Consider the following 14,225-nt stretch of genomic DNA (forward strand, 5'->3'; position numbering starts at 1 on the left):
TTCACAAAAATTCTGATTTAATTTCTTCTGTTGAATATTTATGTATTTTTGCTCATTTTTTATTTGTCTAATTAATTAAATTTGTCCTCTACTATTTGTCACTACCTACTAAAACTTTATTCTGCATTTTCATTGTTCGCTTCATCAATTTTTGCCATTCTTCAGAATTAGTGAGTTTTTCAGTATCAAACTCTAGACCTTTTTGCTGAGATAAATTAGCAAAACTATCTAACCATTCCATTACTATTTCTGTCCGAGAATTTTCAGTATATTTCAAAGATTTCTGAAGACGCTCTTGCATTTCAACTAAATCACCTTTTTGATAAGCATACCAAGCTTCCCAAACTAATAGTTGATATTCTGTTTGACTCTCGGATTTAGAATTTCTCAGAATGGCTTGTTGATACTGCAATTTTTCTAATTCTGACTGAGTTTGTGTTAGTTGAGACTTTGTTTTCACTAATTCTTTTTGTGAGTTTTGTTGTTGAGATTGAGATTGTTGCAATAATATTTCTGTCTGTCTCCATTGAGTTTTAATTTGTTGCAATACTGTCTGATTTTCTTGTAATTGTAGTTGCTGATTTTTTCGTTTTTCGTCAGTTTGATGTAGCTGATTTTGAAACTCTTTTAATAATGCTTTTGTCTGTTTAGTTTGAGAGTGAGATTGTTGCAATAGTATTTCTGTTTGTTGCAGTTGTGAATTAGATTCTACTAATTCTGTTTGAAGTTCTTGTATTTGTAGGTTAGTGTGCTTCAATAGTATTTCTGTCTGTTGAAGTTGTGAATTAGATTCTACTAATTCTGTTTGAAGTTCTTGCATTTGTAGGTTAGTGCGCTTCAATTCTTGCTTTGCTTTATGTGATTGAGATTTGGATATTTCCCATTCCTGCTGATTTTTTTGAAGTTCTTTGAGTTGTGTTTCTGACTGTTGCAATCTTGTTTCTTTTTGTTTTAGTTGAGAATTAGATTCTGTTAATTCGGCTTGACTTTGATTTAATTGAGATTGAGTTTGTTGTAATTCTTTGCTAGTTTTTTGCAGCTCATATTCAGACTTTTCTAGTTCCTGTTGATGCTTTTGCAGTTGAGAGTTAGATGCTGTTAATTCGGCTTGACTTTGATTTAGTTGAGATTGAGTTTGTTGTAATTCTTTGCTAGTTTTTTGCAGTTCATATTCCGATTTTTCTAATTCCTGTTGATGCTTTTGTAATTGAGAGTTAGATGCTGTTAATTCGGCTTGACTTTGATTTAGTTGAGATTGAGTTTGTTGTAATTCTTTGCTAGTTTTTTGCAGCTCATATTCAGACTTTTCTAATTCCTGTTGATGCTTTTGTAATTGAGAGTTAGATGCTGTTAATTCGGCTTGACTTTGATTTAGTTGAGATTGAGTTTGTTGTAATTCTTTGCTAGTTTTTTGCAGCTCATATTCAGACTTTTCTAATTCCTGTTGATGCTTTTGTAATTGAGAGTTTGATTCTGTTAATTCGGCCTGTTTTGACTGCAAATGTGACTGAGATTCTTGTAATATTGCCTCGGTTGCTGTGAGTTTTGATTGAGATTTTTCCCACTCTTCTTGAGCTTGGTGTAACTGATATTTATCAACTACTAATTCGCTTTTAGTCTCAGATAAATTATGTTTTGTTACTCCTAATTCTGCCTGAGTTTTTTTCAGTTGTGAATGGGAGTTTTCTAATGCTTTTTCTACATTTGTTAACTGTTCTCTGCCTTGTTGTAATGCTGCTTCGGTTACTATTAACTGAGACTGAGAATTTTCCCACTCTTCTTGAGTTTGATGTAGTTGATTTTGATAAACTTTTAATGTGGCTTGAGTCTCATACAAATTATGTTTTACTTTCCCTAATTCTGCTTGAGTTTGTTTATTTTGGGATTCGGACTTTTCTAACAATACTTCTGTTTTTTCTAGCTGAGATTGAGAGTTTTTCCATACTGATTCTGTTTGCTGAAGTCTATAAGTAAATTGTTCTAGTTCTTCTTGGGTTTGATGTAGTTGTGACTGATTTTGTACTAGCTCTCCTTGAGTTTGCTGTAGTTCAGATTTTGTTTGTATAAGTTCTTTTTCTATTTGCTGAGATTTTTTTAATTTACTTTCAGTTTGATGTATTTTTGACTGACATTGTGTTAGCTCAGTTTGAGTTTGATGTAATTGAGATTTTGCTGTAGCTAGTTCATTTTCTGTTTGGTCAAATCTGGTTTGAATATGTTCAAGCTTTTTCAGTTGAGACTGAGTTTCTTCTAATGCTGTTTCTGTGGTTTGGAGTTGTTTTTGAGATTCTAATAATGTTGTTTCGGTGGTATCGAGTTGAGAAACATATTTTTCTAACTCATCTCGTGTTTGTGTTAATTGAGACTTGGTTTGTGTTAGTTCTAATTGACTTTGTTGGTATTGATTTTTATATTTTTCTACTTCTGCTAATAAGTTTTTATTCTGACTTTCTACACTACACAAATTCATCCAGTCTTGAAAAGCCCAAATTCTATAGGGAGATGATTTGATTTTTTCTTGCCAGGAAAAGTTTGGTATTTCATCGACTGGTTTCCAAGCTCTTGCTTCTAATTCCTGGTACATTTCTATCGCTTCAGGAAAGTAATAATCTATAAGAGTCGCTCTATAGTCTTCTGTTGATAATTGATTATTAAATAATGATGGTTCGTAGATATTGGCAGCGGGATAATTGAAGTTTGTCTTAAATTTTTGATTTATTGCTTCAATAAATAGTTCTTGGTTATTTATTATTGTTTGAATATTTGTCAATAGACAACGATTAGCAGCATAATTATAAAAATCAATAATTTTTTGGTTATAGTGTAACCATGATTTTACTGCTAATTCTGGTTGACTTTGAAATATTTTATCTTGCCGACTATACAGAGAATTAACTACTTCCCAAGGAGAACGATAAATTAATAAAAATTTGGCATTTGGCAGTAGGTTTTCCCAAAAATCTAGAAACAATGTTGTACGGGTTTCTTTCCATCCCCAATTTCCACTTATAGAATTTTTGGCGATAATTTCTTGAGCTTTTTCTGCCAAATTTTCTTCTATATCTATTCTTTCTTGGAGTGTCCAACCATCTCCATCTATTCCTTGAGATTCTAATACCTGTTTATGAAATTCATAGAAGTCTAAATTTTCAAAATATCCTTGAGGATTATCTTCTGTTCCCTCGATTAATTTCCGACCAATATGTAAACCAGAACTTTGGAGGATAGAAGCTGTCAAAGAACTTCCAGAACGGTGCATACTGGTAATAATTAGAGTTGATTTTTCTGTTTTGTGTATCATATTGATTTTGACTATGTATTGGTTATTAATATTACGATATAATTTTTTTGAACATCAATTATTAGAATTGCTAGGGAGTTAATTTATTATACAAAACTTACTAAGTTAAGCAGCTCTAATATTAATTATTAATTAGGATAAGTTAGCAGCGCTATATAATTTTAACTCTTACTACCATTATTCATCTCAATTTGTCAATGACTTATATTAATTTTTTGCTTGTGACCATTTATCCATTTCTGTCTGAATTTTCAGTTAGTCCTACTTAGACATTTTTTGGGAGAAAAAATACCAGAAAATCAGTCTATACAAGGGAATTACATGGATGAAATGCCGAAAACCCTTGCTAATTAATGATTTATGCTTTTTTGACATCAAAACATTTGCCTGTTTATATTTGAGCCTTTTTTCTACTTCTGTTTTTTGTAAGTCTCATTAGGACAAACTTAAATAAATTTAGTCTTATTTTGATTTACCTGATTTTATCATCTTGCCAATCCACTCAGAAAGTCTGATGAGGCTCCGACTTCTGACTTCAGCTAAGACATATTTAGATTTTGGTAGTGGTGCATAGTAATGCTAGAGAGAGTGTGGGAAGTGTGGGAAAAAATTAAAAAAAATATATATTCACAGATTAGCGAACAGGAAAACCTAGATTTTATCTTCGTTTCTTAAGCGAAATTGGGTTTTCTTTTACAAATAAAGTTATTTTTTCCCTGATGAATTTAAGTTCTCACACTTTACCTGCAATGTCTATTGCTTGGAATCCTGTGGAGCGAAGTGGCAACTTTTCAGTATTCCCATCCACTTGTTCCTTATCTCTGAGATAACTAAATATTTCCTCCTTCTTTAAATAGTTTAAATACTCAACAAAAACTATTTATCGAGCAAAATTCAGCCTATAATAAATTTTTTAATTTACCCTGGTAAATTTAGTAATCTTGGCTCAAGTAAGTGACATAGGAAAACATTTCCTATATGATGTTAACTACATCAGGGTAATTTGATTCTATCTAAATTTATGGGCAGAATTAACCTACTAAAATACTGTAAAATATTAGCATCTAATGAGCAATATTGCCCAACACAGAACTATCAAATAAAGGAAATTTTAAATAATAATGTCAACCTCAAAAATAACAACAGAAGCAGAAAGCAGTGTCAACTATCTTCGTACTGCCAATAAACTACTAAGAGAAGGTAATTTAGCAGAAGCAGTTGATGCTTACCAACAAGTAATTCAACTTAATCCTAGATCGGCAGTAGCTTATCAAAACTTGGGAGAAGCTCTTAGTTTACAAGGAAATTTAGAAGCAGCAGCAAATATATATAACCAAGGAATTCAACTGCAACCAAACTATTCTTGGTCTTACTATAATTTAGGAGAAATTCTAATTAAACTAGATAGATTTGATGAGGCAGTTATTTATCTAAATCAAGGGATTGAAATTAATCCTGAATTTCCCAAATTTTATAGTAGTTTAGGATTTGCTTTGGCAAAACAAGGATTATTTGATGAGGCAATAGTTGCTTATCGTCATGCTATTGAAATTGACCAAAACTTTGCTTCAGTTTATCAATATTTAGGGGAAACTCTAGCAAATAAAAAAGAGTGGAATGAATCCATAGATACTCTTAATCAAGCCATTGAAATTAATCCCTATTTGCCAGAATATCATTTAAGTTTAGGTAAGGTTCTAGAAAACTCTGGTCAACTCGAACAAGCAATTATTTCTTACCGTCATGCTCTTGATTTAAACCCAAATTTAGCAGAAGCTTACTATTATATTGGGCTAGCTTTAACTAAGTTACAAAAATGGGAGGAAGCAATTGATGCTTGTATGCAAGCTATTTCCCTAAATCTCAAAAATGCCGAAATTTATCATCATTTAGGAGCAGCTTTAGCCCAACTACAAAAATGGGAAGAAGCCATTGCTTCCTATCAAAATGCAATTGAATTTAATCCTAATTCAGCAATAATTCATCATCAGTTAGCTTATGCTTTTGCTCAACTCAAAAAATGGGAAGAAGCTATTGCTGAATATCGTGAGGTTCTCAGAATTAATCCTAATTCAGCAGTTGTATATGACCAGTTAGGAGAAGCATTAACAGAAATGCAAAAGTGGGAAGAAGCTATAAATTGTTATCAAAAGGCTGTCGAAATTAAACCAGATAATCAAAAATTTAATCAACATCTACAAGAAGCATTGACCAGAAGACAAGAACAGAATAAAACTGTCATAGATTCTCATTTGAAATTAGCAGAAATGATGGAAAAACAAGGGTTTATTGAGGAGGCTATTTCTGCTTATCGTCGAGTGGTAAATCTTAATCCCACTGCTGCCGATATTCACCATAAATTAGGATATGCTTTGGCAAATTTGGAAAGGTGGAATGAGGCGATCGCTTCTTATAATAGGGCAATTGAACTTCATCCAAATTCGGGTATTGTACATTATCATTTGGGCGAATCTTTGGCTAATTTAGGCTTAGATGAACAAGCAATATCTTCTTTAGAAAAAGCTATTGAACTTGCACCAAATTTATCTAGTGCTCATCAAGCTTTAGAAAATTTACAGGCAAAAAAAGAATAGGGAATAGGGAATAGGAAGTAGGGAGTAGAGAGTAGAAGAATGCTTTGGCCACTGTAGTCTATTTCTAAATAGGGTTTGCGTATGGAAAGTTTTTTTGCTCTTTGTAGGAGACAGGAGACAACCCACCCCTAACCCCTCCCAGGAGGGGAAGACAGGAGACAGGAGGAACGGGGAATGTAGAGGAAGTAGGAGCGGGCGTTTTGTCCCTCAATTTTTCTGCCATAATCGTCCCAAAATACTAGCATGCATGAGCTTTTTCCACCGAAAAGCTGGTACTTTTTTGAACTCTAAAACGCTAAAACCAATATCTGTCAATGCTTTTAGATTTAATCAGCAAGCCCTAAATAATAATGCTACATTTGATTACCATCTTACCATTCCCTACCTCCTCGCTCCCGAGCCATTTCTCCTGACTCCTGACTCCTGATTCCTCCTTAGCCATAAGACTTTTGAGCGCAAACCCTAATTATTAATTATTAATTATTAATGATTAATTGTTGAATTCTTCCTTTTATCCTTAAAAAAACTATTCAACTTGACTAAGACGACGTAAATTCAAAATATCGCTCATATTTTTAATCTGAGTACAAGTCTTTTCAAATTGTTGACGACCGCTCACTTCAATACATAGATTAATAATTGCTGGATGACCGGGATTTGTTTTAACTTGAGCATTTTGGACATTAACATTATTATCCATCAAACGAGACAAAATATCTTTTAAAACTCCCACTCTATCCATCACTTCTATACAAATATTAACTGGATAAGTTTGAGGTCGTCCTTGATTTTCATTAGTAGAATTCCAACTAACAGGAACTAACCTTTCCCCGGGTACATTTTCCACATTAGAACAACCTTGACGATGAATAGAAATACCATGAATGCGAGTTACACTACCAATAATAGGTTCACCTGGAATTGGGTTACAACAACCAGCCAAATGATACATTAAACCTTCAACTCCAGCAATTGGATGAGATTTATCTGAAGATGAAGTTTGAGTTGGACGAGGCAGCATTAAACTAGATTTATGCTCAGAAAATTCTTCACAAATATCTGAATTTTGCTCAACTTGTGTGACTTCCCTAGTTGCATCTCGTAATCGATTAACTACTAAATTTAAAGTTATTTCACCGTAACCTAGAGCTGCTAGTAAATCTTCCACATTATGGTAATTAAATCTCTCAGCAACAAGTTGCATTTGCTCAGACTTGAGTAAAGATTCAAAACCTTTTTTACCCAATTCTTTTTCTAATAATTCCTTCCCTCTAGATACATTTTCTTCCCGATGAGACCGCTTATACCACTGACGAATCCGGTTTCGCGCCCCACCAGTTACAACAAAATTTAGCCAATCTAGACTAGGATGCCCATTTTTTTGAGTTAATATTTCGACAATATCACCATTTTTTAATGGAGTATCTAAACTAACAATTTTATCATTCACTTTAGCCCCTGTACAATGGTTTCCCACTTCTGTATGAATACGATAAGCAAAGTCTACTGAAGTCGAGCCTTGTTTGAGAGAAATTACATCACCTTTTGGTGTAAATACATAAACATCTTCATAGAATAAATCACCTTTTATAGTCTCCAAATATTCCTGATCGTCCATCAGGTCGCTTTGCCATTCTAATAACTGTCTTAACCAAGTAAATTTTTCATCTTCGGCCGTCATTTTAGTATTACTAGAACTGGTTTCTTTATACTTCCAATGAGCAGCAATTCCATATTCAGCAATATGGTGCATTTCTACAGTTCTAATTTGCACTTCTACAGGGCGAGCTGTATTACCTATTACCCCTGTATGTAATGATTGATAACGATTAGGTTTTGGCAGACCAATATAGTCTTTAAATCTTCCAGGAATGGGGCGGTAAGAGTCATGAACAATAGCTAAAGTTCGATAACAATCTTCCCTTTTATTCACAATAATTCTTAGTCCGGCAATATCATAAACTTCGTGAAATGCTTTTTGTTTTAAATGCATTTTCCGATAAATTCCATACAAATGTTTAGGGCGACCACTAATGTCGTAGCATTCTATTCCTGCTTGGTCTAATTTCTGTCGTAAATTTTCTGTCATTTCTAACAATTTAGCCTCTCGGTCAGCTCTTTTATCTGCTACCAATTCTTTAACTTCTCGATAAGCTTCTGGTTCTATATATTTAAAAGATAAATCTTCTAATTCCCATTTAATTCGACCAATTCCCAAACGATTTGCTAAAGGTGCAAATATCTCCCGTGTTTCTAATGCCTTACTTAACTGTTTATGACGTGGCAAATGTTGCAGAGTTCTCATATTATGTAACCTGTCTGCCAACTTAACAACAATTACTCTAATATCCTTTGCCATTGCCAAAAACATCCGGCGAAAATTCTCAGCTTGTAGCTCTGTTTTGCTAGAAAAATTAAATTTAGAAAGCTTAGTTACACCTTCAACTAATAAAGCTATTTCCGAGCCAAATTTCTGTTCTATTTCTTCAATAGTTACATCCGTATCTTCAACAATATCATGTAGAAAACCTGCAGCAATCATCGCACTATCACCACCGAGATATTTCAACAATCCCGCAACAGCTATAGGATGACATATATAAGGTTCTCCTGATTTACGATATTGTCCTTCATGCAACTTATAAGCCAATTCAAATGCTTGACATATTAAGGCTGTATCTAGGGAACAGCTAGTTAAATTATCGCTGTTATTTCTGCTATCTATACATTCTTGTAACCAGTCAGGAATTACGCATGAAATTACGGGTTTAGGTGCTAGGGTTTTGGTATTCATAGGAGTTAGTTTATAAATTTGGTTGTTTTTTTAAGCTAATTTACACTAGAGATGCAAGAGTTATATTTCGGTCTTTTATTAACCGAAATTATCATTTTCTAGTTGATGAGAAAGCGGTCTTAATTTCAATTAGCTTTGTACTTTATAGTTACAGTTTTTTTGAGATTATCTGTTATTTCTTATACTTTAGTTCTTATAAAAAAATATGGAAAACTATGTATAATCATTACGATAAGATTATATTATCAAATCAGGGTTTATGCCTACGGATATCTACAATATAACTTAATAATTGAAGACATAATTACTCTTGAGTATAAATAGATTATGATGCTAAAAAAGTAGCAACAATATTCATCAAATCAGTAATCGTAGAGTGATGTTAATTGATCTGTAAATTAAAACTGATTCTGTGACTTTACTGAGCTTCTGAATATCCTATGTTATTACCTTGTACATTCATAATATAGTGTTTCTCAAGTTACTTAGGTACAGTTGTTTTTCTTCTTTTCTTACAGGAGTGCGCGTTTCCGAAAAGGAGTCAGCATTCCCTCACAGGAGTCGGCGTTCCCATGGCGAGGAGACCAGCTCTTGACAGAGCCGCTCCGAATGGCACCGGGTTCCGACCGCTTGCGTCTGTCGCCGACGTGGGGTCGCACCGCTATTCCTTATTTCCCGAATTATTACTCCTGTAGGGGCGAACGGCCGAAAGCTTGGGCATTATCGTTAACACCCCTACTAAAGCAAAAGAATTTTGTACCTCACGCTTGTTGGGAATTGCTATATATACAAATTTAATTTATTTATATTATGTTACCAAAGGAGCATAATCAGCGATATCAAAAATTCAATCAACTGCTAAATCAGTTGCAACAACTTCTGGCCCAAGAAAATTTAGATCCAGAAAAAATATCGGCCATGAAGAAAGAAGTCCAACAGTTTTTCGAGACTCAGATTATGAGTCTAGATAACTTAGAACTAGATCGATCTATTATATTCCAGGTAAAGTCTTATTTAACAGAGATACACAAGGAGCTTCGATTGTTATATGTAGATTTAATTTTTTTGCAAGCATCTCGAAACCCTCAAACAACACAAATTCGATTGGCCACCATCAAGGACCGCCTAAAAACTCTCACAAACTATTGCGGAAATATACTTAGTCAAACAAAATTCACACAGGATTAGGAATATATACGATGAAAAGTCCCAAGTACGATGTAGATTTAGAAGATGCTGTTTTGAATGATAATATCCCGGTAAAATACTGCCCAGAATCTAAAGGTTTTTGGATGTCGGGAAAAAATTATGAAGCTTGGTTAGACAGTTTACCCTCATGGTATTCCCCAGAAGAAATCTTACCCTATAATCAATTTGAAGATTTTGTACCCTCGCCTTTTGATGGTAAGGCAGGGTTATGTCCAGAATGTGGTACTTATTTATCACGCATCAAAATAAATATTAAACAACCTTTCTATATAGAACGTTGTTTACATGATGGTGGTATTTGGTTTGATGATGCTCAAGAGTGGAAAATTTTAGAATCCCTTGGACTGCACACAAAAATACATGAAATGTTTTCTAGTCGATGGCAAGTCAAGGTGCGTCAGCATCAACAAGAAATGATTAATCGTCAGACTGTTATTGATAAATTGGGAGAAGAAATCGCTGAGTATGTTTTTCAATTAACAGAGATATTAGAGGATAATCCTCATGGAGATTGTGCTGCTACTTATATGTTACGCAGATTTGAAAATAAAAGAAAGGAGCTGAATGGAAAATTTAGTGTAGGGAATTAAAGTTAATACTTTATGAAAGGAAGAAGGAAGAAGGAAGAAGGAAGAGGGAAGAAGGAAAAAATAATTCTGTGCCACCTCACGTAAAGAAGTCAAAAGTCAAAAGTCAAAATTTAAACGTAATCTTTTGAGGACTCAAAACTTTGAGACTACAGTAATTTAACTGAAATTATTTCACATCTATAAGAAGCGAAACTAGAAGTCAAAAGTCAAAAGTCAAAAGTCAAAATTTAAATGTAATCTTTTGAGGACTCAAAACTTTGAGACTACAGTAATTTAACTGAAATTATTTCACATCTAAAGGAGCGAAAGTCAAAAGTTAAATGTAATCTTTTGAGGACTAAAAACTTTGAGACTACAGTAATTTAACTGAAATTATTTCACATCTAAAGGAGCGAAAGTCAAAAGTCAAAAGTCAAAAGTTAAAAGTAATCTTTTGAGGACTCAAAACTTTGAGACTACAGTAATTTAACTGAAATTATTTCACATCTAAAGGAGCGAAAGTCAAAAGTCAAAAGTCAAAAGTTAAAAGTTAAAAGTTAAAAGTTAAAAGTTAAAAGTAATATTTTGAGGACTCAAAACAAACAAGTCAAAAGTCAAAAGTCAAAATTTAAACGTAATCTTTTGAGGACTAAAAACTTTGAGACTACAGTAATTTAACCGAAATTATTTCACATCTAAAGGAGCGAAACTACTAAGTAACATTCTTTTTTCACCCTTGGTATAACACCTAAAACCTACGACCTAAAACCTACGACCTAATAATGAATTCCTTACTTGATATAAAAAATCTACGAGTAGCTTATCCCGAAAAACGTGGAAAATCTCATTGGGCAGTAAATGATGTCTCCCTAACACTTCAACCAGGTGAAAAATTAGGATTAGTAGGAGAATCTGGATGTGGTAAATCTACTCTTGGACGTGCTGCCATGAGATTATTACCCAAGTCAGTACAAGTTGAGGGGTCTATAACATTTGGGGGAGAATACATATTTGGGATGAACCCCTCTCGACTGAGAAAATTTCGTGGAGAAGCAGTAGCATTAGTTTTCCAAGACCCTATGACTCGCCTCGATCCATTAATGACTATTGGGGATCATTGTGTAGAAACAATTCAAGCACATCAACCTAATATATCTAAATCTCAGGCACAACAAAAATCTATAGAAACTCTTGAAGCAGTAAATATTCCTGCCAGTCGTTGGTCTCAATATCCCCATGAATTTAGTGGGGGGATGCGACAAAGGGTGGCGATCGCTCTAGCTTTATTACTGGACCCTAAATTAATTGTTGCTGATGAACCTACTACTAGCTTAGATGTAACTATAGCGTCTCAGATTTTACGAGAACTTACCAGACTTTGCCAAGAGCGTCAGACTTCCTTGTTATTAATTTCCCACGATTTGGCAATGGTAGGAGAATATTGTGACCGTATTGCTGTGATGTATGGAGGTGAAATAGTAGAAACAGGTTCAATTAAACAAGTTCTCCACAATCCTCAACATGAATATACCAAATCTCTATTTCAAGCTGCTTTACATATTCAAGTAGTTGAATCTACTCCTGCTCAAATTCAACTAGAAAAATCTGAATCAACGGAAGTTCCCAAAATCCTCAAACCAATTTTGCAGGTCAAAAATTTACAGAAGCACTACACCTTAGAAAGTAATTTTATAGAGCAGTTATTATTCTCTGGAAAAAGTAAACTTATCAAAGCAGTGGATGGAGTTAACCTAGACCTCTATCCAGGGGAAATAGTAGGATTAGTTGGAGAATCTGGATGTGGCAAAAGCACCCTATCTCGGACTATTTTACAGTTAATTAAATCTACTTCTGGCTCGGTCGAATTTCAAGGCACAGACTTAACAACTCTCTCTTTATCAGCATTGCAACCCTACCGTCGGGAAATGCAAATGATATTTCAAGACCCCCTTGCTTGTCTCAACCCCATGATGACTGTTGACCAGATAATAGCTGACCCCCTATTTATCCATAATTTGGCTAGTGTAGAGGAATCTAAAATTCAAGTGGAGCAAATGTTAGAAAAGGTAGGTTTGACTCCAGTAGCAGAATATGGCAAAAGATTCCCCTCAGAATTATCTGGAGGACAACAACAAAGGGTAGCTATTGCTAGAGCTTTAATTACTAATCCAAAACTGATTATTTGTGATGAACCTGTGAGTATGTTAGACGCTACTATTCAGACTCAAGTTTTGGAATTGATGTTGGAGTTAAAAGAAGAATTAAATTTAACCTATTTATTTATTACTCATGATTTATGGGTGGCTAGATTTATTTGTGACAGAATTGCTGTTATGAATGGTGGAAAAATTGTGGAGGAGGGGAAAACAGAAGAAATATTTAATCATCCTCAACATTCTTATACTCAGACATTGTTGAGTGCGGCGCCACTATTGCAGAAGGAAGAAGGAAGAAGTAAGAAGGAAGAAGGGAACAAATAGCTTGTTTATAGGATTCAGTAAACTATTTTTTGTGGGGTGTGCAAGTTTTATTTGATTAACCAAAATTCTCTATTTCTCAAAGTTTGTTCGCTTTAAAAAATAGCCTTTAATTTTCAAGTGTAATGGCTACACAAAATAATGAAAAAAAACTCCAACAAACTGGAATTAAAAATCAATCTGGGTCTCCCAATTATGGAAAACAGATTGTTATTCAAAATAATTTTGTTATCAATCTCAAGAATTATGTAATAAAAGTAGAAAACAATTCTAATTGTCCCTATAAGGAATCTAGTCTTCTTCCAGAGGATGATCAAAATTTATATGGTAGAGATGAATTTGTAAAAGAACTGGTTAATGCTGTTAAAAAAAATAATTTTGTTCAAATTTTAGGCGAATCAAAAAGTGGTAAATCTTCAGCAATATTAGCGGGGTTAGTTCCTAGATTAGTACAAGCAGGAAATTGGCTTCTTACATATTTTTGGCCTGTAAAAGATCCTTTTGATTCTATTGCCAGAGTTTTAGTTCCACTCTATATTCCAGAAGCTAATAAAAAAGAATTTTAGACTAAAACTATTAATACAACAAGGATATTGATTCATGCCAAATACTCAAATTGGAATCCAAAACCAATCAGGTGCTATTAATAAAGGGTCTCAGACTAGCAAACAAAACAATTATCACTTTGAACAACAAAAGAAAACACGGGACAAAACTAGAAAAAAAAATCGAAAAGAGAAGAAGCGATCTGATGATCAGCGATCTGATAATTCAATAATGCGTTTTCTCCAAAAGGATGTACGTGTTGTCCTAACACCTCTATGGCAAGCTGTTCGTTCTCTAGTCTTACACTCAAGCAATTAACATAACTAATACTGTAAGGTAAATCCCTTGCCCCACACTAAAAACGTAATTGCTAGTGTAGGGCATATACTTTTATTCAGTATGATTACAATTTTAGAATTAATAATATAGTTACTAAAACTTTTATTTAAAAATCTTTGTTGATTCTCTATTCTCTTTTTCCTGTTCCCTGAACGAAAAGTTTAGGTACTTTACTCTCCAAATATATTCCTACCTTTGATGAGAATAAATTTCCATCTACTATCGTTCTCTCAAAATTCTCCGAAGGCTCCGCAGAGAGAAAATCCATAACTTATCGCAAATGAGAAACTAAAAAATTATTCATTACTATTTGCCTATACGCAATAGTAGTCTCAAACCTTTGATGAGACAAAATTTCCATCTACTATCATTCTCTCAAAATTCTCCGAAGGCTCC

General features: G+C 33.8%; 8 protein-coding genes. 6 read left to right on the forward strand and 2 right to left on the reverse strand.

What is annotated here, in order from left to right; translation table 11 throughout:
• Positions 1-91: 91 nt before the first annotated feature.
• Complete coding sequence (locus F6K15_RS12655) at positions 92-3,301, reverse strand: hypothetical protein (RefSeq protein WP_293061268.1); 3,210 nt, start codon at positions 3,299-3,301, stop codon at positions 92-94.
• Positions 3,302-4,422: 1,121 nt separating this feature from the next.
• Here F6K15_RS12655 and F6K15_RS12660 point away from each other — a divergent pair.
• Positions 4,423-5,895, forward strand: a complete 1,473-nt coding sequence (locus F6K15_RS12660; RefSeq protein WP_293061270.1) for a tetratricopeptide repeat protein — start codon at positions 4,423-4,425, stop codon at positions 5,893-5,895.
• A gap of 526 nt (positions 5,896-6,421) precedes the next feature.
• Here F6K15_RS12660 and F6K15_RS12665 read toward each other — a convergent pair.
• Positions 6,422-8,689 (reverse strand): bifunctional (p)ppGpp synthetase/guanosine-3',5'-bis(diphosphate) 3'-pyrophosphohydrolase, encoded by a 2,268-nt coding sequence (locus tag F6K15_RS12665; RefSeq protein ID WP_293061272.1) that lies wholly within the window; start codon positions 8,687-8,689, stop codon positions 6,422-6,424.
• Positions 8,690-9,499: 810 nt separating this feature from the next.
• Here F6K15_RS12665 and patD point away from each other — a divergent pair.
• From patD to F6K15_RS12690, 5 genes are all read left to right on the forward strand, one after another.
• Positions 9,500-9,877, forward strand: a complete 378-nt coding sequence (patD, locus tag F6K15_RS12670) for a heterocyst frequency control protein PatD (RefSeq protein ID WP_293061274.1) — start codon at positions 9,500-9,502, stop codon at positions 9,875-9,877.
• A gap of 11 nt (positions 9,878-9,888) precedes the next feature.
• Positions 9,889-10,488 (forward strand): zf-TFIIB domain-containing protein, encoded by a 600-nt coding sequence (locus F6K15_RS12675; RefSeq protein WP_293061275.1) that lies wholly within the window; start codon positions 9,889-9,891, stop codon positions 10,486-10,488.
• A gap of 761 nt (positions 10,489-11,249) precedes the next feature.
• Positions 11,250-12,947 (forward strand): ABC transporter ATP-binding protein, encoded by a 1,698-nt coding sequence (locus tag F6K15_RS12680; RefSeq protein ID WP_293061276.1) that lies wholly within the window; start codon positions 11,250-11,252, stop codon positions 12,945-12,947.
• Between the two features lie 122 nt (positions 12,948-13,069).
• Positions 13,070-13,510 (forward strand): hypothetical protein, encoded by a 441-nt coding sequence (locus F6K15_RS12685; RefSeq protein WP_293061278.1) that lies wholly within the window; start codon positions 13,070-13,072, stop codon positions 13,508-13,510.
• A gap of 34 nt (positions 13,511-13,544) precedes the next feature.
• On the forward strand, positions 13,545-13,808 hold the full coding sequence (locus F6K15_RS12690) for a hypothetical protein (RefSeq protein ID WP_293061280.1): 264 nt from the start codon (positions 13,545-13,547) through the stop codon (positions 13,806-13,808).
• Positions 13,809-14,225 lie beyond the last annotated feature (417 nt).

Origin of the sequence: Okeania sp. SIO2B3 (assembly GCF_010672525.1) — a bacterium.
Taxonomy (GTDB): Bacteria; Cyanobacteriota; Cyanobacteriia; order Cyanobacteriales; family Microcoleaceae; genus Okeania.

Coding starts and splice junctions, on each gene's coding strand:
- F6K15_RS12660 (WP_293061270.1), top strand. CDS start 4,423: ATGTCAACCTCAAAAATAACAACAGAAGCAGAAAGCAGTGTCAACTAT.
- F6K15_RS12680 (WP_293061276.1), top strand. CDS start 11,250: ATGAATTCCTTACTTGATATAAAAAATCTACGAGTAGCTTATCCCGAA.
- F6K15_RS12685 (WP_293061278.1), top strand. CDS start 13,070: ATGGCTACACAAAATAATGAAAAAAAACTCCAACAAACTGGAATTAAA.
- F6K15_RS12690 (WP_293061280.1), top strand. CDS start 13,545: ATGCCAAATACTCAAATTGGAATCCAAAACCAATCAGGTGCTATTAAT.
- F6K15_RS12665 (WP_293061272.1), bottom strand. CDS start 8,689: ATGAATACCAAAACCCTAGCACCTAAACCCGTAATTTCATGCGTAATT.
- F6K15_RS12655 (WP_293061268.1), bottom strand. CDS start 3,301: ATGATACACAAAACAGAAAAATCAACTCTAATTATTACCAGTATGCAC.
- patD (WP_293061274.1), top strand. CDS start 9,500: ATGTTACCAAAGGAGCATAATCAGCGATATCAAAAATTCAATCAACTG.
- F6K15_RS12675 (WP_293061275.1), top strand. CDS start 9,889: ATGAAAAGTCCCAAGTACGATGTAGATTTAGAAGATGCTGTTTTGAAT.